General features: G+C 58.4%; 25 protein-coding genes. 16 read left to right on the top strand and 9 right to left on the bottom strand.

The window, feature by feature from the left end; all coding sequences use genetic code 11:
* Positions 1-53 precede the first annotated feature (53 nt).
* Entirely contained in the window at positions 54-860 is an 807-nt protein-coding gene (gene xthA, locus M2416_RS00885; protein ID WP_041145127.1) for an exodeoxyribonuclease III, read from the bottom strand.
* A 446-nt stretch (positions 861-1,306) separates the two neighbouring features.
* Between xthA and astC the strand changes: the two genes are divergently transcribed.
* The 6 genes from astC (at position 1,307) to spy (ending at position 8,168) form a co-directional block, all read left to right on the top strand.
* Positions 1,307-2,527, top strand: a complete 1,221-nt coding sequence (gene astC / locus M2416_RS00880; protein WP_159236312.1) for a succinylornithine/acetylornithine transaminase — start codon at positions 1,307-1,309, stop codon at positions 2,525-2,527.
* The gene (gene astA, locus M2416_RS00875) at positions 2,524-3,555 is read left to right on the top strand and encodes an arginine N-succinyltransferase (protein WP_259221622.1); all 1,032 of its coding nucleotides are present in this window, start codon (positions 2,524-2,526) and stop codon (positions 3,553-3,555) included. The genes astC and astA overlap by 4 nt, the downstream gene beginning before the upstream one ends.
* Positions 3,555-5,033 carry a succinylglutamate-semialdehyde dehydrogenase gene (gene astD / locus M2416_RS00870; protein ID WP_259221620.1) on the top strand — a complete coding sequence of 493 codons (1,479 nt, stop codon included), beginning with the start codon at positions 3,555-3,557 and terminating at the stop codon, positions 5,031-5,033. The genes astA and astD overlap by 1 nt, the downstream gene beginning before the upstream one ends.
* Positions 5,030-6,355 (top strand): N-succinylarginine dihydrolase, encoded by a 1,326-nt coding sequence (astB, locus tag M2416_RS00865; RefSeq protein ID WP_259221619.1) that lies wholly within the window; start codon positions 5,030-5,032, stop codon positions 6,353-6,355. The genes astD and astB overlap by 4 nt, the downstream gene beginning before the upstream one ends.
* A 10-nt stretch (positions 6,356-6,365) precedes the next feature.
* Positions 6,366-7,331, top strand: coding sequence for a succinylglutamate desuccinylase (astE, locus tag M2416_RS00860; protein ID WP_076945351.1), 966 nt, complete (start codon positions 6,366-6,368; stop codon positions 7,329-7,331).
* Positions 7,332-7,685: 354 nt separating this feature from the next.
* Positions 7,686-8,168 carry an ATP-independent periplasmic protein-refolding chaperone Spy gene (gene spy, locus M2416_RS00855; RefSeq protein ID WP_076945352.1) on the top strand — a complete coding sequence of 161 codons (483 nt, stop codon included), beginning with the start codon at positions 7,686-7,688 and terminating at the stop codon, positions 8,166-8,168.
* A gap of 82 nt (positions 8,169-8,250) precedes the next feature.
* On the opposite strand, the gene cho is transcribed toward spy, so the two are convergent.
* Complete coding sequence (cho, locus tag M2416_RS00850) at positions 8,251-9,123, bottom strand: excinuclease Cho (protein ID WP_115193059.1); 873 nt, start codon at positions 9,121-9,123, stop codon at positions 8,251-8,253.
* Between the two features lie 101 nt (positions 9,124-9,224).
* Positions 9,225-10,049, bottom strand: coding sequence for an ammonia-dependent NAD(+) synthetase (nadE, locus tag M2416_RS00845; protein WP_045855467.1), 825 nt, complete (start codon positions 10,047-10,049; stop codon positions 9,225-9,227).
* 277 nt (positions 10,050-10,326) lie between these two features.
* Here nadE and osmE point away from each other — a divergent pair, with 277 nt between their 5' ends.
* The 7 genes from osmE to chbG all read left to right on the top strand — a co-directional run bounded on the left by osmE (position 10,327) and on the right by chbG (position 16,267).
* Entirely contained in the window at positions 10,327-10,665 is a 339-nt protein-coding gene (gene osmE / locus M2416_RS00840; RefSeq protein ID WP_041145135.1) for an osmotically-inducible lipoprotein OsmE, read from the top strand.
* A 283-nt stretch (positions 10,666-10,948) separates the two neighbouring features.
* Positions 10,949-11,269, top strand: coding sequence for a PTS N,N'-diacetylchitobiose transporter subunit IIB (chbB, locus tag M2416_RS00835; protein WP_041145136.1), 321 nt, complete (start codon positions 10,949-10,951; stop codon positions 11,267-11,269).
* Positions 11,270-11,436: 167 nt separating this feature from the next.
* Positions 11,437-12,795 (top strand): PTS N,N'-diacetylchitobiose transporter subunit IIC, encoded by a 1,359-nt coding sequence (chbC, locus tag M2416_RS00830; RefSeq protein WP_259221618.1) that lies wholly within the window; start codon positions 11,437-11,439, stop codon positions 12,793-12,795.
* A gap of 52 nt (positions 12,796-12,847) precedes the next feature.
* On the top strand, positions 12,848-13,195 hold the full coding sequence (gene chbA, locus M2416_RS00825; RefSeq protein ID WP_041145138.1) for a PTS N,N'-diacetylchitobiose transporter subunit IIA: 348 nt from the start codon (positions 12,848-12,850) through the stop codon (positions 13,193-13,195).
* 12 nt (positions 13,196-13,207) lie between these two features.
* Positions 13,208-14,047: a transcriptional regulator ChbR gene (gene chbR / locus M2416_RS00820; RefSeq protein WP_041145139.1), complete on the top strand. Its 840-nt coding sequence runs from the start codon at positions 13,208-13,210 to the stop codon at positions 14,045-14,047.
* Positions 14,048-14,149: 102 nt separating this feature from the next.
* Complete coding sequence (locus M2416_RS00815) at positions 14,150-15,496, top strand: 6-phospho-beta-glucosidase (protein WP_237374133.1); 1,347 nt, start codon at positions 14,150-14,152, stop codon at positions 15,494-15,496.
* A 12-nt stretch (positions 15,497-15,508) separates the two neighbouring features.
* Positions 15,509-16,267 carry a chitin disaccharide deacetylase gene (chbG, locus tag M2416_RS00810; protein ID WP_259221612.1) on the top strand — a complete coding sequence of 253 codons (759 nt, stop codon included), beginning with the start codon at positions 15,509-15,511 and terminating at the stop codon, positions 16,265-16,267.
* 55 nt (positions 16,268-16,322) lie between these two features.
* On the opposite strand, the gene katE is transcribed toward chbG, so the two are convergent.
* Positions 16,323-18,581 (bottom strand): catalase HPII, encoded by a 2,259-nt coding sequence (katE, locus tag M2416_RS00805; protein WP_259221611.1) that lies wholly within the window; start codon positions 18,579-18,581, stop codon positions 16,323-16,325.
* Between the two features lie 185 nt (positions 18,582-18,766).
* Between katE and cedA the strand changes: the two genes are divergently transcribed.
* Entirely contained in the window at positions 18,767-19,006 is a 240-nt protein-coding gene (cedA, locus tag M2416_RS00800) for a cell division activator CedA (RefSeq protein WP_041145143.1), read from the top strand.
* A 70-nt stretch (positions 19,007-19,076) separates the two neighbouring features.
* Here the strand turns inward: cedA and M2416_RS00795 are convergent, their stop codons facing one another.
* From M2416_RS00795 to hxpB, 4 genes are all read right to left on the bottom strand, one after another.
* On the bottom strand, positions 19,077-20,468 hold the full coding sequence (locus M2416_RS00795; RefSeq protein ID WP_076945358.1) for an L-cystine transporter: 1,392 nt from the start codon (positions 20,466-20,468) through the stop codon (positions 19,077-19,079).
* Positions 20,469-20,603: 135 nt separating this feature from the next.
* Positions 20,604-21,194: a metal-dependent hydrolase gene (locus M2416_RS00790; protein ID WP_041145145.1), complete on the bottom strand. Its 591-nt coding sequence runs from the start codon at positions 21,192-21,194 to the stop codon at positions 20,604-20,606.
* 91 nt (positions 21,195-21,285) lie between these two features.
* Positions 21,286-22,047: a 2-dehydro-3-deoxy-D-gluconate 5-dehydrogenase KduD gene (kduD, locus tag M2416_RS00785; RefSeq protein WP_143716884.1), complete on the bottom strand. Its 762-nt coding sequence runs from the start codon at positions 22,045-22,047 to the stop codon at positions 21,286-21,288.
* A 144-nt stretch (positions 22,048-22,191) separates the two neighbouring features.
* A complete protein-coding gene (gene hxpB / locus M2416_RS00780) occupies positions 22,192-22,860 on the bottom strand; it encodes a hexitol phosphatase HxpB (RefSeq protein ID WP_076945360.1) in 669 nt (222 codons plus the stop codon).
* A gap of 151 nt (positions 22,861-23,011) precedes the next feature.
* On the opposite strand from hxpB, the gene M2416_RS00775 reads away from it, so the two are divergent.
* Positions 23,012-23,548 (top strand): YniB family protein, encoded by a 537-nt coding sequence (locus M2416_RS00775; protein ID WP_076945361.1) that lies wholly within the window; start codon positions 23,012-23,014, stop codon positions 23,546-23,548.
* A 32-nt stretch (positions 23,549-23,580) separates the two neighbouring features.
* Here the strand turns inward: M2416_RS00775 and yciA are convergent, their stop codons facing one another.
* A complete protein-coding gene (yciA, locus tag M2416_RS00770; RefSeq protein WP_041145149.1) occupies positions 23,581-23,979 on the bottom strand; it encodes an acyl-CoA thioester hydrolase YciA in 399 nt (132 codons plus the stop codon).
* 182 nt (positions 23,980-24,161) lie between these two features.
* Between yciA and M2416_RS00765 the strand changes: the two genes are divergently transcribed.
* Positions 24,162-24,398 (top strand): hypothetical protein, encoded by a 237-nt coding sequence (locus M2416_RS00765; protein ID WP_259221608.1) that lies wholly within the window; start codon positions 24,162-24,164, stop codon positions 24,396-24,398.
* The last annotated feature ends 111 nt before the right edge of the window (positions 24,399-24,509 follow it).

Here is a 24,509-nt window from a genome sequence, read left to right as displayed (position 1 = left end):
AGGATAATCAGACTCTCCGCCCGGCAGAGGGCGGAGAGTCAGGTCAGCGTGGGTTACGGCTTAAAGCTGGCCCACACCGGCGCGTGATCGGAGGGTTTTTCCATGGCGCGAATTTCGTAATCAATGCCGGTTTCGATACAGCGCTGCGCCAGCGGGGTGCTGGCCAGCAGCAGGTCGATACGCAGGCCGCGATTGTCGTCGAAGCCTTTGGAACGGTAGTCGAACCATGAGAACTGCTCGTTGTTTTCCGGGTTGGCGTGACGCCAGGTATCGACCAGGCCCCAGCCCAGCAGGCGCTGCATCCACTCACGCTCTTCCGGCAGGAACGAACATTTACCGGTGCGCAGCCAGCGCTTGCGGCTCTCTTCGCCGATGCCGATATCGAGATCCGTCGGGCTGATGTTCATATCGCCCATGATCAGCACCGGATTGTCCTTTTTCAGCTCGTTATCGAGGTAGTCCTGCAGGTTCTGGTAAAACGCCGCCTTGGCGGGGAATTTTGTCGGATGATCGCGGCTTTCGCCCTGCGGGAAGTAGCCGTTGATCACCGTCACGTTGCCGGACGCGCTGGGGATTTCCGCCATGATAATGCGACGCTGGGCCTCTTCATCATCGCCCGGGAAGCCGCGACGGACGCTAACCGGCGTCTCTTTGGTCAGCAGGGCGACGCCGTAGTGGCCTTTCTGTCCGTGGTAGAACACGTTGTAGCCGAGCTTTGCCACCTCTTCGAGAGGGAACATGTCGTCGTGAACTTTGGTTTCCTGTAGGCCAATGACGTCAGGCTGATGCTTGTCGACGATGGCGGCCAGCTGATGCGGGCGCGCACGCAGGCCGTTGATATTAAAAGAGACAAATTTCATAGTCGCTGCCACTGTGCAAGGTGAATAGTGCAGGGATGTTAGCAGAAATTCGGCAGGCTGGCTGCCGGAAGGCATTTTATTGTCCGCCGCGCCGGGCGCACGGCGGCGAATGGCCAAATCCTGCACCATTCTGGCGCGTCCCGCGCCAAAAAAGGGCGAATATCTACGATAAATTTCGTAGAGGATCACAAATACAGAATTATATCTTACTGATGAATAAACTATCTGTTTTATTCACTGTTCATCGGCCTTTATCGGATTGTTATTCACTATTTATGCATTTAATGTGAATATTCCATTTTTGTAAGCTATTGATATTCCGCGATCTACCTCAGTTTATGCATTTTTTCCTCTGGCTGGCACGATGCGTGCAATCTACATTTACAGCGTAATCACTCATAATATTTAACATTATTCATACTTTTTATTTACCGGAAGAGGTCGATATGTCTCAGTCAATTACGCGCAGCAACTTTGATCAATGGATGATGCCGGTTTACGCGCCGGCGGCGTTTATTCCGGTACGCGGTGAGGGCTCACGCCTGTGGGATCAGCAGGGGAAAGAGTATATCGATTTTGCCGGCGGCATCGCGGTGAACGCGCTGGGGCACGCGCACCCTCGGCTGGTGAACGCGCTGACGGAGCAGGCCGGGAAGTTCTGGCATACCGGCAACGGCTACACCAACGAGCCGGCGCTGCGGCTGGCGAAACAGCTTATTGACGCCACCTTTGCCGATCGCGTCTTTTTCTGCAACTCCGGCGCCGAGGCCAACGAAGCGGCGCTGAAGCTGGCGCGCAAATACGCTCATGACCGCTACGGCAGCCAGAAAAGCGGCATCGTGGCGTTCAGGAATGCGTTCCACGGCCGGACGCTGTTTACCGTTTCTGCCGGCGGCCAGCCGGCCTATTCCGCAGACTTTGCGCCGCTGCCGCCGCAGATCCAGCACGCGGTCTATAACGACCTGGACTCCGCCCGGGCGTTGATTGACGACAATACCTGCGCGGTTATCGTCGAGCCGATGCAGGGCGAGGGCGGCGTGGTGCCGGCGGACCCGGCATTCCTGCGCGGCCTGCGCGAGCTGTGCGACGCCCACAATGCGCTGCTGATTTTCGATGAGGTGCAAACCGGCGTCGGGCGCACCGGTGAGCTGTATGCCTACATGCACTACGGCGTGACGCCGGACGTGCTGTCGACCGCCAAGGCGCTGGGCGGCGGCTTCCCGATTGGCGCGCTGCTGGCCAGCGAAGAGTGCGCCAGCGTGATGACCGTGGGTACCCACGGCACGACCTACGGCGGCAACCCGCTGGCCTGCGCGGTCGCCGGCGAGGTGCTGTCGATTATCAATACGCCGGCGGTGCTGAACGGCGTTAAGCAGCGGCACCAGTGGTTCAGCGAGCGGCTGGAGGCGATTAACGCCCGCTATGGCCTGTTCAAAGAGACCCGCGGCCTCGGGCTGCTGATTGGCTGCGTGCTGAAGGATGAGTACGCCGGTAAGGCCAAAGCCATCAGCACCCAGGCGGCGGAGGATGGGCTGATGATCCTGATTGCCGGCGCGAACGTGGTGCGCTTCGCGCCGGCGCTAATAGTGAGTGAGGAAGAGGTGAACGCCGGTCTGGATCGCTTTGAGCTGGCCTGCCGTCACTTCCTCGCGGGAGCGTCATCATGATGGTTATCCGTCCGGTGGAACAGGGCGATCTGGCGGGGCTGCTGACGCTGGCGGGTGAAACCGGCGGCGGCCTGACCTCGCTGCCGGCCGACGCAGCGACGCTGGCAGCGCGGATCGAACGCTCGCAAAAGACCTGGCGCGGCGAGCTGCCGAAAGGCGAGCAGGGCTACGTCTTCGTCCTTGAAGATACGGACAGCGGCGCGGTGGTGGGCATCTGCGCCGTCGAAGTGGCGGTAGGGCTGAACGATCCCTGGTACAACTACCGCGTCGGCACCCAGGTGCACGCCTCAAAAGAGCTGAACGTCTATAACGCGCTGCCGACTCTGTTTCTCAGCAATGACCACACCGGCAGCAGCGAGCTGTGCACGCTGTTTCTCGACCCGGCGTGGCGTAAAGAGGGCAACGGCTACCTGCTGTCGAAATCACGCTTTATGTTTATGGCCGCCTTCCGCGAGCGCTTTAATGAAAAAGTGGTCGCCGAGATGCGCGGCGTCATTGACGACAGCGGCTACTCGCCGTTCTGGGAAAGTCTGGGCAAACGCTTCTTTGCGATGGAGTTTTCCCGCGCTGACTATCTGTGCGGTACCGGGCAGAAGGCGTTTATCGCCGCGCTGATGCCGAAGCATCCGCTCTATATCGACTTTTTATCCGATGAAGCGCGGGCGGTCATCGGCGAAGTGCATCCGCAAACCGCTCCTGCGCGGGCGGTGCTGGAGAAGGAGGGATTCCGCTACCGCAACTATGTCGATATTTTTGACGGCGGCCCAACCCTGGAGTGCGATATCGACCGGGTGCGGGCGATTCGCAAAAGCCGGCTGGTCGCCGTGGCTGAAGGACAACCGGCGCCGGGCGAGTGGCCGCTGTGCCTGGTTGCCAACGAGCAGTATCAGCAGTTTCGCGCGATGCTGGTGCAGGCCGACCCCGATACCGATCGTCTGCTGCTGAGCGCCCGCGAGCTGGATGCCCTCAAATGTCACCCCGGTGACCGTATCCGTATGGTGCGCCTGATCCCCGAGGAGAAAAAGTGATGAGTCTATGGATTAACGGCGACTGGCAAACCGGGCGCGGCCCGGCCCGCAGTAAAAGCAACCCGGTAAGCGCCGAGCCGCTGTGGCAGGGCAATGACGCCGACGCCGGGCAGGTTGCGCAGGCGGTTGAGGCCGCCCGGCGCGCGTTTCCGGCGTGGGCCAAAGCGCCGCTTCGCGTGCGCCAGGCGATCGTCGAAAAGTTTGCCGCCCTGCTGGAGGCCAACAAAGCGCCGCTAACGGCCATCATTGCCGCCGAAACCGGCAAGCCGCGCTGGGAGGCGGCGACGGAAGTTGGCGCGATGATCAATAAAATTGCCATTTCGCTCAAGGCTTACCACAGCCGTACCGGCGAGGCGCAAACCGCCATGGGCGACGGGTCGGCGACGCTGCGCCATCGACCGCACGGCGTGCTGGCAGTATTCGGTCCGTACAATTTCCCCGGCCATCTGCCAAACGGCCATATCGTACCGGCGCTGCTGGCGGGGAATACGGTGGTGTTTAAACCGAGCGAGCTGACGCCGCAGAGCGGCGAGGCGGTGGTGAAGCTGTGGGCCGAAGCGGGCCTGCCGCCGGGAGTGCTGAACCTGCTGCAGGGCGGGCGCGAAACCGGCGAGGCGCTGAGCGGCCAGCCCGATATTGACGGGCTGCTGTTCACCGGCAGCTCCGCTACCGGCTTTCAGCTGCATCGCCAGCTGGCCGGACAGCCGGAGAAGATCCTCGCGCTCGAAATGGGCGGCAACAACCCGCTGATCGTTGACGAGCCGCAGGACATTGATGCCGCCGTGCATTTGACCATCCAGTCGGCCTTTATTACCGCCGGGCAGCGCTGCACCTGCGCCCGCCGTCTGCTGGTGAAGCGCGGCGAGGCCGGAGATGCGTTCCTGGCGCGATTGGTGGCCGTTGCGCAGCGGCTTATTCCCGGCGCGTGGGACGCTGAGCCCCAGCCGTTCCTCGGCGGCTTAATCTCCCCGCAGGCGGCGCAGAAGGTCCATCAGGCCTGGCTGCAACACGTCGCCAACGGCGGCAGAACGCTGCTGGAGCCGCGGCTGCTGGAGACTGGAACCTCGCTGCTGACCCCGGGGATCGTCGAGCTGACCGACGTTGCCGGGGTGAAAGACGAAGAGGTCTTTGGCCCGCTGCTCTGCGTCTGGCGCTATGACGAATTTGCGCAGGCGATCGCGCTGGCCAACGCCACGCGCTTTGGGCTGTCGTGCGGGCTGATTTCAGCCGAGCGCGAGAAGTTTGACCAGCTGCTGCTGGAGGCGCGGGCCGGGATCGTGAACTGGAATAAACCGCTGACCGGTGCCGCCAGCACCGCACCCTTTGGCGGCATCGGCGCGTCCGGCAACCATCGTCCCGGCGCCTGGTACGCGGCGGATTATTGCGCCTGGCCGATGGCAAGCCTGGAGTCGCCGGAGCTGACGCTGCCGGAAACCCTCAGCCCGGGCCTCGACTTCCGGCAAGGAACGGCACGATGAACGCGTGGGAAGTGAATTTTGACGGGCTGCCTGGCCTGACGCACCACTACGCCGGGCTCTCCTTTGGCAACGAGGCCTCGACGAAGCATCGCTATCGGGTATCGAACCCGCAGCTGGCGGCGAAGCAGGGGCTAAAAAAAATGAAGGCGCTGGCGGACGCGGGCTATCAGCAGGCGGTGATCCCGCCGCAGGAGCGGCCAAACGTCGCGCTTTTGCGCCAGCTTGGTTTTACCGGCAGCGATGAGCAGGTGGTGGAGCGCGCCGCGCGGCAGGCGCCGGATCTGCTGTCCGCGGCCAGCTCCGCTTCGTCAATGTGGGTGGCCAACGCCGCGACGGTGTCGCCTTCTGCCGATTCGCTGGATGGCAGGGTGCATCTGACCGTCGCCAATCTGAATGACAAATTCCACCGCGCCAGCGAGGCGCCGACCACCGAGGCGCTGTTGCGCGCCATTTTCCCGGATGAGCGGCGGTTTGCCGTGCATCCGGCGCTTCCGCAGGTGGCGCTGTTTGGCGATGAAGGCGCGGCGAACCATAACCGCCTCGGCGGCGAGTACGGCGCGCCCGGTCTGCAGCTGTTTGTCTATGGGCGCGAGCAGGGAGGCGACGCTCTGCCCGCGCGCTATCCGGCGCGCCAGGCGCTGGAGGCCAGCCAGGCCGTCGCGCGGCTCAATCAGGTCAACCCCCAGCAGAGAGTCTTCGCCCGGCAGAACCCGGCGGTAATCGATAAAGGCGTTTTTCATAACGATGTCATTGCGGTGAGCAATCAGCAGGTGCTGTTTTGTCATGAGGAAGCGTTTGTCGATCAGCCGCAGCTGCTGCACTGGCTGGCCGGACAGGTGGCCGGATTTACGCCGCTGGTGGTGCCGACCAGCGCGGTGACGGTTGAAGAGGCGGTGGCGACCTACCTGTTTAACAGCCAGCTGCTGAGCAAACCCGGCGGCACGATGCGGCTTATTTTGCCCCAGGAGGCGCAGGAGCACGCCGGCGTCTGGCGCTATCTGAACCGGCTGCTGGAGCAGGACAACCCCATCGATGAGCTGCAGGTCTACGATCTGCGCGAGAGCATGGCCAACGGCGGCGGCCCGGCCTGTCTGCGCCTGCGGGTGGTGCTAACGGAAGAGGAACTGCGGGCGGTCAACCCGGCGGTGCTGATGAACGATCGCCTGTTTATCGCCCTTAACGATTGGGTCGAGCGCTACTACCGCGATCGTCTGACGCAGGCGGATCTGGCGGACCCGCAGCTGCTGAGTGAAGGACGCGAGGCTCTTGACCGGCTGACGCAGATTATGCAGCTCGGTTCCGTTTACCCGTTCCAGCAATAGAGGTGGCGCAGTGGACGACTTTCTGGCATTAACCCTCGCGGGGCGTTTGCCCCATCATTTTCACGGTGAAACGGCGCACTTCCGCTGGCACTGGCTGGACCACGGCGTGCTTCAGCTCACGCCGCACTCGCGCTGCGAGCGGGCGCTGGTGCTCTCTTCCGGACTTCACGGTAATGAAACCGCGCCGGTAGAGATGACCGACATCCTGCTGCAGCAGCTGTTCAGCGGCGAGCTGCCGCTGCGCTGGCGGCTGCTGGTGGTGTTGGGCAATCCTCCGGCGCTGCGGGCCGACAGGCGCTATCTCGATAGCGACATCAACCGCATGTTTAGCGGACGCTGGCAGAGCTTCCCCGCCAGCGATGAAACGAGGCGGGCGCGGCGGCTGGAAACGGTGCTGACGCGGTTTTATGCCGACGCCAGCGGCGCGCGCTGGCATCTCGATCTGCATACCGCCATCCGCGGCTCGCATCACGTCCGCTTTGGGGTGCTTCCGGCGCGACCGGCGCCGTGGGATGACGCCTTCCTTAGCTGGCTGGGCGCGGCGGGGCTGGAGGCGCTGGTCTTTCATCAGCAGCCGGCAGGTACCTTTACCCATTTCAGCAGCGACCGCTTTGCGGCGCTTGCCTGCACCCTTGAGCTGGGCAAGGCGCTGCCGTTTGGCGCGAACGATCTGACGCAATTTGCCGTTACCCAGCGCGCGCTGATGCGTTTACTGGTCGGCGACCTGGCGGTAGAAGAGGGGCACGAAGCGCTGCGCTATCGGGTGGTACAGCAGATCACCCGCGCCAGCGAACGTTTTCAGCTGCATATGTCGGCGCAGACGCTTAACTTTACGCCGTTTAGCGCCGGGACGCTGCTGGCGGAGGACGGTGAGACCCGCTACGTGGTGGAAAAGGCCGAGGAGTACGTGCTGTTCCCGAACCCTTCGGTCGCGCTGGGCCTGCGCGCCGGGCTGATGCTGGAGCGCCTGCCCTGAACATAAATACGCCGCTGCCTGAGCGCGGCAGCGTAAATTTTCACCGTCGGTCGTCTTGTATAATCTTATTTTTTCGTGCGCTGAAGTTTGATTACAGATTATTCCTGGCTAACCGCTTTGTTTTTAATCTCTGCTGCTTTATAATCTCCACGATTTCTTTATAAAACAGCTTCTTAATTATTTTCGTTGCAATTATCTCCTCATTTTCCTTATTTTCTCCACAATTGGTGAGAAAATGTTTTTTACACTTTCATTGTTTTACGCTTGCTCTGACTAATTGACGATAAACGTCGTAAAGTTTATCTCGTCAACACGGCATCAGGCCGTAAGAATAACTTAAAGTAAGGACTGAATATGAAAAAGATTACTGCTCTGTTTGTTGCCTCTACTCTGGCTCTGGGTGCCGCTAACCTTGCTCACGCTGCGGACACCACCGCGGCCCCGACCGACAGCAAACCTATGATGCACCATAAAGGTATGCCTGGCGGCCAGCACGATATGATGTTTAAAGGTCTGAACCTGACCGATGCGCAGAAACAGCAGATCCGCGACATCATGAAGAGCCAGCGCGAAAATATGAAACGTCCGTCTCTCGACGAGCGCCGCGCGATGCATGCGCTGATTGCCAGCGATACCTTCGATAAGGCGAAAGCGGAAGCGCAAATCGACAAGATGGAAGCGCAGCATAAAGATATGGCGCTCTCTCGTATCGAAACCCAGAACAAGATTTACAACATTCTGACGCCGGAACAGAAAAAACAGTTCAATGCTAATTTTGAGAAGCATCTGACAGATCGTAAAGCGCCGGAAGGTAAAATGCCTCCATCTGCTGAGTAATTCAGCCCGCGGAATGAAGACCGCCGGTTCTGCCCAACATACGCCGTCTGGCTTTGGGCAGGACCGGCGGTTTTTTCGTTTGTCAGGACCCTGGCTGGAGAGGGTGGAGCGTAAAATCGCCGCGCAGCAGCGGCTTGCAGAGAATTTTGTAGCCGTCATGATCGAAGCCCGCCGGCAGCTGCGTCAGCGTTTGCGCCTGCGCTAGCGTCTCGACCGCCCCCAGCCACAGCCAGTTATGAATCACATGATAGCGGGTCATATCGGGCCCTTTCTCTTCCAGCGCAACCGGGCCCGGCCAGGGCCAGCACACCAGCCGCATCTGCGCCATACTGGCGTGCAGCCGCGCGTTGTGGGCTTCAACGCTCTCTTTACCGCAGCAGGCGCCGGCGCAGCGCCCCAGCGCGGAACGAAAGCAGGCCCGGCCGCGGCTGAGCGGTTCCAGCCCCAGCAGCCCGTAGCACAGCCGGTGTTCATCGGCGAGGCTGGTCAGCGCCTGCAGGGCCGCGCGGCGGTTGGCGAACAGGCCGTACAGATGCTCCTGGCGGGAAAAGTCCAGCTCACGGGCATACGCCACCTGCGGGCGGGCGTCGCTCAGCAGCAGCGAGCAGAGCTGTTTCGTGCGCCGTAGCCGCTTGTTGAACAGCGGCTGCTGCTGCTTAATCAGCTGCGCTTCGAGCAGCAGCGCGCCGAGTTCGCCTGCGGTACGATGCCAGCTAATGCGCCGCGCCTGGCGCAGCATGGCGGCTTCGTCCGGGGTGCGCAGATGCGACAGCACCCGGCTGCGAATGTTGACGCTTTTACCGATATAGAGCGGCAGGGTATCGCTTTCGCCGTGAAACAGATAGACGCCCGGCAGGCTGGGCAAAGACGCCAGCCAGGGACGCAGATGTTCGGGATATGCATAAATTGCCGCCGCTTCAAACTCCAGACGCGGGGCGGATTGCCTTCTGACCACAATGGCTCCTGATGCTGTTTATTTAACCAGTATAGCAGCCAGGGGAGAGGGCGAAAAGGACAAAAAATAACCCCGGCCGGCGCCGGGGCGATGGGCCTGGACTATCTCTTCCAGAAGTCGTCGAAGACGGTAATCGGCGTCCGACGCTTGTGTTCCGTTTTCAGGTACCAGCCTTCGATAATTTTGGCCGTCTTCTCGTCGAGGGTTTTGCCTTCCAGATAGTCGTCAATATTATCGTAGGTGACGCCCAGCGCGGCTTCATCCGGCAGGGACGGGCGATCGTCTTCCAGATCGGCGGTCGGCAGCTTCTTGTACAGATGCTCCGGGCAGCCCAGGCGCGCCAGCAGCTGTTTGCCCTGACGCTTGTTGAGGCGGAAAATCGGATTGATATCGGTGCCGCCGTCGCCGTATTTGGTAAAGAATCCGGTGATCGCTTCCGCCGCATGGTCGGTGCCGACCACCACGCCGTGGGTCATGCCGGCGATGCTGTACTGCGCTTTCATGCGCTCGCGTGCTTTTTCATTGCCGCGAACAAAGTCGCTGAGCTCAATCCCGGCTTCCCGCAGCGCCTGCTCGCTGGCCAGCACCGCGCCCTTAATATTGACCGTCAGCACGCGATCCGGCTGGATGAAGGCGATGGCATCCTGGCAATCCTGCTCATCCGCCTGCACGCCGTAAGGCAGGCGCACGGCGATAAACTGGCGGCTATCGTCACCCTCTGCCCGCAGCTCATTAATAGCCTGCTGGCAGAGTTTACCGGTCAGGGTTGAATCCTGGCCGCCGCTGATGCCCAGAACCAGCGCCTTAATAAAGGGATAGGTCTGCAAATAGGACTTTAAAAAATCTACGCTGCGGCGGATCTCACCGTCTGTATCGATCTGGGGACTGGCACCCAGCGCCTGAATAATTTCTTGTTGTAGCGTCATCGCGCCCTCCGGAAAGTGAATCTGTTTGGCAACCAGCATGGCTTAAAGCTACCTCTTTGCCGTTGAAACGACAAGGATCGTCGTTTTGAGTGCTGCAAAAGAAGGCAATCAATGACATACGATTTTTTTATGGTACGCGCGGCGGCCGGCTGACGGCACGCTGCGGCGGGCTAATCCGGCATATCGCACTGAAATTTCGCTTAAATCGACCTTCGGCTTGAAAAATAACGATATTTATTCCAGGCTTATTCACACGCCAAATAAAAGAGGACGGAATATGAATAAGAATTTAGCAGGACTTATGGGCGCAGCGGCAGTACTGACCATGCTGGCTGGTTGTACAGCCTACGATCGTACTGCAGACCAGTTCACACAGCCGGTTGTTAAAGATGTCAAAAAAGGGATGTCGCGCTCCCAGGTACTGCAGGTGGCGGGCAAACCGTCATCTGAGGTGACGATGATCCACGCCCGCGGCACCTGCCAGACCTACATCCTGGGTCAACGGGATGGTAAAATGGAAACCTACTTTGTCGCGCTTGACGAGACCGGTCATGTCATGAACTCCGGCTACCAGACCTGCTCGGAGTACGATACGGACCCGCGCAACAGCAAGTAGTACGTGATACTGAGCTCTACGAATGCCCGACCCCTGGTCGGGCTTTTTTATACGTGCTGATGCTTATTTAATTGCGCGAATTATTTGAGGGAAATGTGAAGGTAGTCAAAACGCGAGGTCAATGAGAGACAATTTTGTTTAACCAGGAATTATCCAGGTGCCAGGGGATGCCGTATACTCAATGCATAAACAATATCAATTGAACAGTGACAGGCCTTACCCGGTTCTTCGGCATAATATTCTGCCAGGAGGCCGCCAGGTTCTACAAATTGAGGAAGCGTTCATGGAAAAGAAACATATCTATCTGTTCTGCTCGGCTGGAATGTCCACTTCGCTGCTGGTATCCAAAATGCGTGCCCAGGCTGAAAAATATGAGGTGCCGGTCATTATTGAAGCATTTCCTGAGACCCTCGCCGGGGAGAAGGGGCCGGAAGCCGACGTGATTTTATTAGGCCCACAGATTGCATATATGCTTCCCGAGATTCAGCGGCTGCTGTCCAACAAGCCGGTGGAAGTGATCGACTCTGCGCTGTACGGCAAGGTTGATGGTTTAGGTGTTCTGAAAGCGGCCGTTGCGGCCATTAAGAAAGCTGCTGCACAATAATTTAATTTTAAAACTCACTTTTCGGGTAACGGATAAAGTCAATTTCGCTTTCATGAAATATGTATGCTGCCGGCTACCCGAATATTAAAGAGTTTATTTTCCCGTCAAAGAGTAATTTCATCATTATGCCGTAATTGCACGATTACGGCTTTTAAAGGGTATTGACTATGAGTAAAGTGATTGACTCGCTTGAAAAGGTACTCCTTCCTTTTGCTGTTAAAATAGGAAAGCAACCGCATATTAATGCGATTAAAAACGGCTTTATTAAATTAATGCCGCTGACCCTCGCCGGGGCCATGTTCGTATTAATTAACAACGTATTTCTTAGCTTTGGTGAAGGCTCGTTCTTCTATTCAATGGGGATCCGCCTGGATGCCTCAACCATTGAAACCTTAAACAGCTTTAAGGCCATTGGCGGTAACGTTTATAACGGTACGCTCGGCATTATGTCGCTGATGGCCCCGTTCTTCATCGGCGCGGCGCTGGCGGAAGAGCGCAAGGTCGACCCGATGGCCGCCGGGCTGTTAGCCATCGCGGCATTTATGACCGTCACCCCTTATAGCGTCGGCGACGCCTACGCCGTGGGCGCCAACTGGCTGGGCGGGCAAAACATTATATCGGGGATGATCATTGGTCTGGTGGTGGCTGAGCTGTTCACCTTCGTTATTCGCCGCAACTGGGTCATTACCCTGCCGGAGAGCGTGCCGTCATCGGTATCGCGTTCCTTCTCGGCGCTGATCCCGGGCTTCCTGATCCTGTCGATCTTCGGCATCGTCTCCTGGCTGCTGGCCTCGTATGGTAGCAACTTCCACCAGATTATTATGGACTCCATCTCCACGCCGCTGGCGGCGATGGGTAGCGTTGTCGGCTGGGCGTACGTTATTTTCAACTCCCTGCTGTGGTTCTTTGGCGTACACGGTTCGCTGGCGCTGACCGCGCTGGATAACGGCATCATGACCCCGTGGGCGTTGGAAAACATCGCGCTGTATAACCAGTATGGCTCCGTTGAAGCGGCCATCGAAGCGGGCAAACAGTTCCACTTCTGGGCCAAGCCGATGCTCGACTCCTACATCCTGCTGGGCGGTTCCGGTGCGACTCTGGGTCTGATTATCGCCATCTTTATCGGCTCACGCCGCGCTGACCATCGTCAGGTTGCTAAGCTGGCGCTGCCGTCAGGCATCTTCCAGATTAACGAACCGATCCTGTTCGGCCTGCCGATTATCATGAACCCGGTGATGTTTATCCCGTTCGTGCTGGTGCAGCCGATTCTGGCAGCCATCACCCTGGCAGCCTACAGCATGGGGATTATTCCACCGGTGACCAACCTGGCTCCGTGGACCATGCCGACCGGCCTCGGCGCTTTCTTTAACAGTAACGGCAGCGTCGCTGCTCTGCTGGTGGCGCTGTTCAACCTGGGTATCTCGACCCTGGTCTACCTGCCGTTTGTCGCGATTTCTAATAAAGCGCAAAGCACTATCGAGCAGGAAGAGAGTGAAGAAGATATCGCTAACGCACTGAAATTCTGATGTCGAGCGGTACGGGAGGCTTCCCGTACCGCCTGAGAAATGAGGGAATATTATGTTTGATCTGGACCATATTGAAGCAACAGAGATGCCTGAGAATGACCTCGAAGAGGTGGTGATGGGGCTGATTATCAACTCCGGACAGGCCCGCAGCCTGGCTTATGCCGCGCTGAAGCAGGCGAAACAGGGCGACTTCGCCGCCGCGAAAGCGATGATGGAGCAGTCGCGGATGGCGCTGAGCGAAGCCCACCGCGTACAGACTCAGCTGATTGAGAGCGATGAGGGCGAAGGAAAAATGAAGGTCAGCCTGGTGCTGGTTCATGCGCAGGATCATCTGATGACCTCAATGCTGGCCCGCGAACTGGTTGCCGAATTGATTGAGCTCCATGAGAAGGTACAATAGGCCATCTACACGATGAGGCAGCCAAAGATGATGACCACAGAAATTAGTACCGCCCGCGAACAGCAGCTCTTCAACGGGAATAATTTTCATGTGGTTATCTACAACAAGACCGAGAGCGTGAGCGGGCTTCACCAGCATGACTATTACGAATACACCATCGTTTTGACCGGGCGCTATTATCAGGAGATTAACGGCAAACGGGTGCTGCTGGAGCGCGGGGATTTTGTCTTCATCCCAATGGGGTCGCACCATCAAAGCTTTTACGAGTTTGGCGCGACGCGCATTCTTAACGTCGGCATCAGCCGCAGTTTCTTTGAGAAACACTATCTGCCGCTGCTGCCGTTTGGTCTGGTTGCTTCTCAGGTCTACGCGGTCAAAAGCACCTTTCTCAGCTACATCGAATCGGTGATTGCTTCGCTGAACTTTCGCGAAACTGAATTTGACGAATTTATTGAGCTGGTCTCGTTTTATACCATTAACCGTTTACGGCACTACCGCGAGGAGCCGGTGCAGGATGTTATTCCGCAGTGGCTAAAAAATACCGTCGAGGATATGCACGATAAACATAAATTTGGCGAAGGGGCGCTTGAACAGATGGTTGAGCTCTCCGGGAAAACTCAGGAATATTTAACCCGAGCGACCCAACGCTATTATGGTAAAACGCCGATGCAGATTATTAATGACATTCGCGTCAACTTCGCTAAGAAACAGCTGGAAATTACCAACTACTCGGTAACCGATATTGCTTACGAATCAGGATACAGCAGCCCCAGTTTGTTTATTAAAACATTCAAAAAGCTGACCTCATTTACGCCAAGCAATTATCGTAAAAAGCTTACCATCCTTAATTAACCGGAGCGGAACCTTCCGCGCTGGAAAATATTCAAGTTAACTCTCCGTATTGATACGGCGAGTGGGCTACGCGCAATTCGTGGCGCCACAAGGGAGAATATGATGAGCCAGAAATTAAAAATCGTTACTATCGGCGGCGGCAGCAGCTATACCCCTGAACTCCTCGAAGGATTTCTCAAGCGTTATCACGAGCTGCCGGTTACGGAGCTGTGGCTGGTGGACGTGGCGGAAGGGCAGGAGAAGCTCGATATTATCCACGCTCTCTGCGAGCGGATGGTCGAAAAAGCCGGCGTTCCGCTGAAAGTCTACAAAACCCTGGATCGCCGAGCGGCGCTGGAAGGCGCGGACTTCGTCACCACTCAGCTGCGCGTTGGCCAGCTGAAGGCGCGTGAGAAAGACGAGCGTATCCCGCTTAGCCACGGCTATCTTGGCCAGGAAACGAACGGCGCCGGCGGCCTGTTCAAAGGCCTGCGTACCATTCCGGTGATTTTTGATATCGTTAAAGATGTGCAGGAGATCTGCCCGGACGCGTGGGTGATTAACTTTACCAACCCGGCGGGAATGGTGACCGAAGCCGTGTATCGCCACACGGGCTTCCGGCGCTTTATCGGCGTGTGCAACATTCCGATCGGCATGAAAATGTTTATCACCGACGTGCTGCGCCTGAGCCCGAGCGATGAGCTGAATATCGACCTGTTTGGCCTCAACCACCTCGTGTTTGTCCGCGACGTGCTGGTGAACGGCGTATCGCGCTTTGACGAACTGCTGGACGGCGTCGCCTCCGGCAGCCTGAGCGCCAACTCGGTGAAAAACATCTTCGACTTGCCGTTCAGCGAAGGGCTGATCCGCTCCCTGCGCCTGATCCCGTGCTCCTATCTGCTGTACTACTTCAAGCCAAAAGAGATGCTGGCGATTGAAATGGGCGAGTACTATAAGGGCGGCGCGCGCGCTCAGGTGGTGCAGAAGGTGGAAAAACAGCTCTTCGAGCTGTATAAAAACCCGGATCTGAACGTTAAGCCGAAGGAGCTGGAGCTGCGCGGCGGAGCCTATTACTCCGACGCGGCCTGCGAAGTGATCAACGCTATCTACAACGATAAGCAGACCGAGCACTACGTTAATATCCCGCACCATGGGCACATCGATAATATTCCGGCCGACTGGGCGGTGGAGATGACCTGTACGCTCGGCCGCGATGGGGCGAAGCCGACGCCGCGCATCACCCATTTCGATGAGAAAGTCCAGGGGCTTATTTACACCATCAAGGGCTTTGAAGTGGCGGCGAGCCAGGCGGCGATAAGCGGTGAGCTGAACGATGTTCTGCTGGCGCTCAATCTGAGCCCGCTGATTCACTCCGACCGCGATGCCGAAATGCTGGCGCGTGAAATGATCCTCGCGCATGAAAAGTGGCTGCCCAACTTTGCGGCGACGATTGCGAAACTGAAACAGTAACGGGAGCGGCTGATGGAACGCGTGTTAATCGTTAATGCCGACGATTTTGGCCTCAGCAAGGGGCAGAACTACGGCATTATTGAAGCCTGCAAGAACGGGCTGGTGACCTCCACCACGGCGCTGGTTAACGGCGCGGCGATCGGCCACGCGGCCCAGCTCAGCCGCTGCGTGCCGGAGCTGGGCGTCGGGATGCACTTTGTCCTGACGCTGGGCGAGCCGCTCTCCGCGATGCCGGGTCTCGTCCGTGAAGGGCGTCTGGGGAAGTGGATCTGGCAGATGGCGGAAGAGGGTAGCCTGCCGCTGGATGAGATCGCGCACGAGCTGGAGTGCCAGTATCGCCGGTTTATCGAGCTGTTTGGCTGTGAACCGACGCATATCGACAGCCATCACCATGTGCATATGATCGCGCCGGTGTACCCCATCGTGGCGGCGTTTGCCCGCGAGAAGGGCGTGGCGCTGCGTATTGACCGCCAGCTGGCGCAGCGCGACGGCCTGGATCAGGAGGCTGCGCGCAGCAGCGAGGGTTTTGCCAGCGAGTTCTACGGGGAGGCGATTTCTGCAGCGCTGTTGCTGCAGATCCTGGATGATTCAATCCAGCGGGAAGAGGCGTCGCTGGAGGTGATGTGCCATCCGGCGTTTATTGACCACGCCATTATGAGCAGCGCCTACTGCTATCCGCGGCTGACGGAGCTGGAGGTGCTGACCTCCGAGGCGCTGAAATATGCGGTTGCCGAGCGCGGGTATCGTCTCGGTACCTACCGCGACGTCTAAAGAAGGGGGCGTCGGTGATAAGGGCCCGACGGCGGTGACGCCGGCGGGCCTTTTACTATGCCGGGATCGTCGCCGTTTTCCCGCTTCTGGACCATACCCGATGCGCCTTCATCAGGGTTAACAGATTATCCATTGCCGGTGAGTCGACGGCGTCGGTCTCGACAATCCCTTCTTCGCCCTGGCTGGCAACCTGCAGCAGCGACTTGAACCGTCGCGCATCGCCGGCCAGCAGAATGGGCTTCAGGTGTTTGTAGGCCTCCAGCAGGTAGTACTGCGCGTCGCCGCTGGTGCTGAGGCTGGCCGCGTTGCCGCCGGGAACAATCACCGCATCCACCGTTAGCGAAGGCGAGCCGGCATAGGTTCCGGCAACGGGTAGCAGGGTCCCGTCATCGGCGCTGACTTCCCCCATCCGTGAGAAAAGTAGCTTAGCATGGACGCCTTTCGCCTGCAGGGCCTGCAGGAGAGTGAGTATTTCCTGGGCAAGCGGACGGTCGTTGAGCAATACCGCCACCACGCGGCCTTTGATCTCCCCGTCGGGAATGGCGTACAGGCTCAGAGAAGGATCTTTTTTCAGGCCGTTGACGTCCGCCGGCGGCGTGATGGCGCGCTGGGCGTCGCTAAGCGCAATACCGAGATTTTTCCCTACCGCCTCGGCCAGCCGGATATCGATATGGGCCAGCTGATCGACCATCCGCTCACGGATCCAGGTTCTGACCACCTTACTCAGCTCAAAGCTGAAGCCGTCGATAATGTGCTGCTGCTCAAACGGGGTCTGGCTGCGCCAGAAGAGCAGCGGATGCGAATAGTATTCGCCGAAGGAGGGGCTGCGCTGGCGAATTTTTTCGCCATCCACGCGCTCGGCGTAGGATTCAAAGCCGCCGCGCCGGGGAGCGGGTGGCGTTTCGCGCGGCCAGTTATCGCCGATCGAATTTGGCTCATAGTTGGCGGGATTGGTGTCGATATCCATCCGGTGCATGCCGTCCCGCTGGAAGTTGTGGTACGGGCAGGTGGGCTTGTTGATCGGGATTTCATGGAAATTGGGCCCGCCGAGGCGGCTAATTTGCGTGTCGGTATAGGAGAACAGCCGCCCCTGCAGGAGCGGGTCGTTGCTGAAATCGATCCCCGGCACAATATGGCCTGGATGGAACGCCGCCTGTTCGTTTTCGGCAAAGAAGTTATCCGGGTTGCGGTTGAGGACCATTTTGCCCACCCGCTGCACCGGCACCAGCGCCTCGGGGATCAGCTTGGTTGGGTCCAGCAGATCGAAGTCGAAGGCAAACTCATCCTCTTCGGGGATCAGCTGCAGGCCGAGCTCATACTCGGGAAAGTCACCGGCTTCAATGGCTTCCCACAGATCGCGGCGGTGGAAGTCGGGATCGCGCCCGGTCAGCTTTTGCGACTCGTCCCAAATCAGCGAGGCTTTGCCCGCCACCGGCTTCCAGTGGAAGCGGACGAAGGTGGCCTTACCCTGGGCGTTTATCAGGCGGAAGGTATGGATCCCAAAGCCCTCCATCGTCCGGTAGCTGCGCGGCAGCCCGCGATCGGACATCGCCCACATGACGTTATGCAGCGTTTCGGGCTGCAGGGAGACGTAGTCCCAGAAGGTGTCGTGAGCGCTTTGCCCCTGCGGCATGGCGCAGTGCGGTTCGGGCTTCACGGCGTGGACGAAGTCAGGAAATTTCAGCGCGTCCTGGATAAAGAAGATCGGCGTATTGTTGCCAACGAGGTCGAAAATCCCCTCGTCGGTATAGAACTTGGTGGCGAATCCGCGGATATCGCGCACCGTATCGGCGGAACCGGCGCCGCCCTGCACGGTAGAGAAGCGGACAAATACCGGCGTTTTCTTCGCCGGGTCGGCGAGAAAATCGGCTTTGGTGACGTCGCTCAGGCTGCGATAGGCCTGAAAATAGCCGTGTGCGGCCGAACCGCGGGCGTGGACGATCCTCTCCGGAATACGTTCGTGGTCAAAGTGGGTAATTTTTTCGCGCAGGATAAAATCTTCCAGCAGCGTCGGGCCGCGGTTTCCCGCGCGCAGGGAGTTCTGATCGTCGGCGATGCGGACGCCCTGGTTGGTGGTGAGCGGGAAATTTTCCCCGCCTTTACGCTGGCTCTGCAGGGCGTCAAGCTTGTCGCTGTGCGTATCGGGCGCTTTCAGGCTGCCGGGGGCGGTTGGCTCTTCGCCAGGGGCGGTGGGGTGCGGGGTTGGCCGCCACTGCTGGTCATCAGGGGCCAGCGAATCAAGACCGGGTTTCGCTTCGCGGTCATCGTCTACAGACGGTAGGGGGTACTGCGGGTTATGGTGTTTATCAGACATTGCTCGTCTCCTGTTTCCATTACTGAAAATGGTCGTTGCTGAACCAAAACCCTTCTAACTATAGAACATTACGGCCATCGTGCCTTGCTGGAGCAAAACGAGCGGCAAGAGGGGGGCGACGCAAAGGGGGATTTTCGGCTATGATGGCGGTTCTGTTCCCGCTTTGTTTAGTGAATCCATGAGCTATGAAAACACTTCGCCAACAAAATCGCCCTGTCATTAGCTACGTGCCTCGAGCGGAGCCAGCGCCGCCGGAACACGCCGTCAAAATGGACGGTTTTCGCGATGTGTGGCTGCTGCGGGGGAAGTACGTTGCCTTTATTTTGCTCGGAGAGCACTTTCGTCGTTCTCCGCCGTTTAGCGTGCCGGAATCGGCGCAGCGCTGGGCGATGCAAACCCGGCAGGAAAACGAACTGGCTCCCTGAGCGCAGAATTGAGCAATAAAAAAACCGCAGGTAGCGCGCTATCTGCGGTTTTTTTTATCCCGGTCTGAGGCTAGCGATGCGCCAGTTCGGCGTTGTCTTCGCTCTCAAGAATGGTTTTATCGGTCTGACGCAGCCACTGGCTGGTCAGGGTCCCGGCGGTCATTGAGCCGTTGACGTTCAGCGCGGTGCGGCCCATATCGATCAGCGGCTCAACCGAAATTAACAGCGCGACCAGCGTTACCGGCAGGCCCATCGCCGGCAGGACGATCAGCGCGGCGAAGGTTGCGCCACCGCCAACGCCGGCGACACCGGCGGAGCTCACGGTCACAATGCCGACGAGGGTGGCAATCCACAGCGGATCGAGCGGGTTGATCCCGACGGTGGGGGCGACCATCACCGCCAGCATGGCCGGATAGAGGCCGGCACAGCCGTTCTGACCAATGGTGGCGCCAAAGGAGGCGGAGAAGCTGGCGATAGATTCCGGGACGCCCAGACGACGGGTTTGCGCTTCCACGTTCAGCGGAATCGACGCGGCGCTGGAGCGGCTGGTGAAGGCAAAGGTCAGCACCGGCCACACTTTACGGAAGTATTTCAGCGGGCTCACGCCGTTCACCGCCAGCAGCAGCCCGTGGACCACGAACATGATGCCAAGGCCGAGGTAGGAGGCGACAACGAAGCTGCCGAGCTTGATGATGTCCTGCAGGTTGGAGCCCGCCACGACTTTGGTCATCAGCGCCAGTACGCCGTACGGCGTCAGCTGCATCACCAGGCGCACCAGCTTCATCACCCAGGCCTGCAGGGTGTCGATGGCGGTCAGAACGCGCTGGCCTTTGGCGACGTCATCCTTCAGCAGCTTCAGGGAAGCGACGCCGAGGAAGGCGGCAAAGATAACGATGCTGATGATAGAGGTCGGGTTAGCGCCCGTCAGGTCGGCAAACGGGTTCTTCGGCACGAAGGAAAGGATCAGCTGCGGAACGCTGAGGTCCGCGACCTTACCGACGTAGTTGCTCTGAATAGCGTTCAGGCGGGCGGTTTCCGCGCTCCCCTGCACCAGCCCTTCGGCGGTCAGGCCAAACAGGTTGGTCACCAGCACGCCCACCAGGGCAGCGATAAGGGTGGTGAACAGCAGGGTGCCAATGCTCAGGAAGCTGATTTTACCCAGCTGCGAAGCGTTGTGCAGGCGCGCGACGGCGCTCAGAATAGACGCGAACACCAGCGGCATGACGATCATCTGCAGCAGCTGTACGTAGCCGTTGCCAACGATATTGAACCATTGAATGGAATCTTTCAGTACCTGGCTGTCGGAGCCGTAAATCAGCTGTAGCGCAAGACCGAATACGACGCCAATGACCAGACCGACCAGCACTTTTTTGGCAAGGCTCCACTGTTTGTGGCGGGTTTGGGCCAGCGCAAACAGCAAAATCGCGAACACGATAACGTTCGCTATAAGTGGAAAGTTCATCCCCGTTCTCCTGATATCTTTTTATTACCTGGGCTGGCCTGTGGACCAGCTCTTATGGCGCAAGGTTAGCAGAAGCGGAATTCATTCCTTATATTCAAATGGAATTGATTATAACTAATTTGATATTTCGTTTATTTATCGCCCGGTCTGCTGACTAATAAAGCGATTGAAGGTTATCTGCAGCGTATTAATCATGCCGGACGACCAGCGAACGGCGCTATTATCGGCGAAAGTCTGCGGCATCCACACCGCGTAGACAAACAGCGCCATGCACAGCGCGCGCTCCAGCTGGTTGCCCTTGCGCGGCGCCAGGATGGGCAGGCGAAAACGCCAGCGGCAGGGCCATAGCAGCGGCACCCCGGCGGGGGTCAGCATATCGGCAAGAATATGGCTGAGGTAGCCGAGCACCAGCCCCTGTAGCGCGTCGGCGGGCACAAACCAGCTTTCCGGGACTTTCAGATAGAACAGGGTGATTGCCGCGAATACCGCCAGCAGGCTGTGGGTGAATCCCCGATGGCCAAACGCGCGTGCCACCGGTCTGGAGACCCAGCTCAGCCGCTGGCCGAGAAATGATTTAGGGTGATCGATATCGGGCAGCAGGCAGGTCAGCACCGCGGACGGGACGATATGCCACCAGTCGCCCTGTGCCAGCACGGGCGTGAGTTCCGCATTTTTAGCAAATACCGCACAGGCGATAGAAAAGAAGAGATGGCCTTCCGCCGTCATGATAAAAACCCTAAACTGTCAATTCATACAGTATAGGGTTTTTATACAGTGTGTGAAAGAGGTGACGGTGTAACTCTTTGTCACAAAATTGTCAGCGTGCCAGCCACCCGCCGTCCACCGCCAGGGTGTAGCCGTTCACGTAATCCGCCGCGGCGGAGGCGAGAAACACCACCGGTCCCTGCAAATCGTCCGGTCGCCCCCAGCGCCCGGCGGGGATGCGGTCGAGGATCTCTTTACTGCGCTCGCTATCGTCACGCAGCTGCCGGGTATTATTGGTCGCCATATAGCCCGGCGCGATGGCGTTAACGTTAATTCTATGTTCCGCCCATTCGTTGGCCATCAGGCGGGTCAGGCCGAGCACGCCGCTCTTTGAGGCGGTATAGGAGGGGACGCGAATTCCGCCCTGGAAGGAGAGCATCGAGGCGATGTTAACGATCTTGCCGCCGCCGCCCTGCTGAATAAACTGCCGGGCGACCGCCTGGGATAAAAAGAACACCGACTTCAGGTTGAGGTTCATGACGTCATCCCAGTCGCGCTCGCTAAACTCGAGCGCGTCGGCGCGACGAATTGTCCCGGCATTGTTGACCAGGATATCTATCCGCCCCATGGCGGCAACGGCTGTCGCCACGATTTGGCTTATCTCGTCCTGGCGGCTGAGATCCGCCTGAACCGCGCTGAAGCGGCGGCCCAGCGCCCGGACTTTTTCTGCGGTTTCGTGCGGGACCTTACGGTTGACGCTGACGATATCGCACCCGGCTTCGGCAAGCCCGACGGCCATTCCCTGACCCAGTCCAGTGTCACATCCCGTCACGATCGCGACCTTACCCGTAAGATCGAAGGCGTTAAGTCCCATATGTCCCTCCGTATGCTGATGTATGCGTGAGTACACGCCGTTACGGCCAGCATAGAGGCGCCTGCGGGAAAACACAATTAAAAATGAAACTGTGTTTTATTTTATGTGATGAGGCAGCCGCTGCTCCCTCATCACGCCGGCATGTTAGCCGCGCAGGTCGCTGACGCTAAGCGCCGCCAGCGTCGTTAGCTGAACGTCGGCGAGGGCAAACCGGCGGTCGTGGCTATGCTCCTCGGCGGGGATGACGATTGAGCGCATGCGCGCTGCTTTACAGGCGATCATGCCGTTAATCGAGTCCTCCAGCGCCACGCAGTGCATCGGGTCGACGCCGAGCTTTGCCGCGCAGTCGAGATAGACCTGCGGATGCGGTTTGCTGTAGGTCAGCAGCTCGGCGGAGGCCAGGGCGTCAAACTGGTCGCGCAGCTCAAACATGGTGAGCACTTTTTCCAGCATCCGCAGCGGCGAGGCGGAGGCGAGGCCGATCTTCAGCCCCTGGGCCTTGCACAGCGCCACGGCCTCGCGCACGCCCGGCAGCAGCGGGCGCGAGGCTTCCACCAGCTCAATGGCCCGGCTGATGATACGCGCGGTGACGTCGGCGCGATCCGGCCCGGTCCACGGCTGCTGTGCAAACCACAGGTCCACCACTAAATCGATGCGTAACCCGAGAATATCGGGCAGTTCGCCGCGACGGCTGATATCTACCCCGAGGCTGGCTATCACCTCCAGCTCCGCCTGATCCCATAGCGGCTCAGAATCAATCAGTAATCCATCCATATCGAAGATTGCGGCATGAATTTGGCGCCTGGCTGACATATGTCCCTCTCCTGTAGCGTAAGTCGATAACCAATTTGCGTTCATGGTATATCATACCGCGCTTTATTGGGCGAAATTCGCCAGTGAAGGTAGACTTAGGACCTGACCGGTTGGTTCTTGGCAGTGAAGGCGTCTTAAACAAGGGGAACCCATGACGTATCAACAAGCTGGACGCATTGCAGTACTTAAACGTATTTTGGGGTGGGTCATCTTTATTCCGGCGATACTATCGACGCTGATTTCCGTACTGAAGTTTATGTATGAGCACAGCGAGAAGAAGCCGGGTATTGACGCGGTGATGATGGATTTTGCGCACGTCATGATTGAAATGATGCGTTTTAATACGCCGTTTCTTAACTTTTTCTGGTACAACTCGCCGCTGCCGGACTTTAAGCACGGCCTCAACGTTGGCTTCTGGATAATCTATATTCTGGTCTTCGTCGGGATGGCGCTGCAGGCATCCGGCGCGCGCATGAGCCGCCAGGCGAAGTTCCTTCGCGAAGGGGTTGAGGATCAGCTGATTCTGGAACAGGCCAAAGGTGCGGAAGGTCTGACGCGGGAGCAAATCGCCGAACGTATCGTGGTGCCGCGCCACACCATCCTGGTGCAGTATTTCCCGCTGTACGTTCTGCCGGTGGTGATCATTATTATCGGCTACTTCTGCTTTTCTCTGCTCGGCTTCCTGTAAGCGAGAAATTGCCCGGCGCGCCGGGCAATGTGTCACTCGCCGGGAATGGCGCGCGGTTTGCCCTGGTTATCCACAGCCACGTAAATAAACAGCGCTTCCGTTGCCTTGTAGCGCTGGCCAATAGGCTCAGATGAGACCTTTTTCACCCACACTTCGATATTAATGGTGATAGAAGTATTGCCGCGCTTTACGCAGCGGGCGTAGCAGCACACCACGTCGCCGACGGCCACCGGGCGCAAAAAGGTCATGCCGTCCACGCGGACGGTAACCACGCGGCCGTGGGCAATCTCTTTGGCCATAATCGCGCCGCCGATATCCATCTGCGACATCAGCCAGCCGCCAAAAATATCGCCATTCGCGTTGGTATCTGCCGGCATTGCCAGGGTGCGTAAAACCATTTCGCCCTTGGGGACGAGATCCGTTGTTGTCATTCTGTACTCTGTCAGGGTCAATGAAGATCTGGCGCGATGCTACTATGAAAACCGCCGTGTGAGAATAGCTCTCGCTGCTCTGGCCGTTAGCCAGCGCCGGGTCGGCTAAGAATTAAGGGGTATGGAAAATGTATGACGGCTAAATCATACTCACTTCCTCTGTATAAGTTGAGGACGCGAGCATGAACGACGATTTCCAGGCGATAAAAGATGAATTCGAGAAGCACGGGGAAGAGGCCGGGGAAGGGATCGCCCAGGCAATGTACGGGGCCTTATCGCAGCGCCTGGCGCCTTACTTCTTTAACCTGGATGACATCAATAAGCGCAGATTTCTCATCAAGTTAGATGAGGGAGAAAAAGAGATCGGCACGCGGCAAAAGTATGACTGGTTTACCGCCCTCAGCAGGAGCAAACCCTAGGCCGGGTATTGCCGTAAACCCTGCGCAGCGGCGCGCAAAAAAAAAGCACGCTTTGCGTTTTCAGAATCCGCAGGCGTGCTTTTTAGCGCTAAACGCGCAATCAGCGCGACG

This window comes from Klebsiella sp. BIGb0132, assembly GCF_024810075.1.
In the GTDB taxonomy this organism is placed as follows: Bacteria; Pseudomonadota; Gammaproteobacteria; order Enterobacterales; family Enterobacteriaceae; genus Klebsiella; species Klebsiella terrigena.
This window is presented reverse-complemented; position numbering and strand designations above follow the sequence as displayed.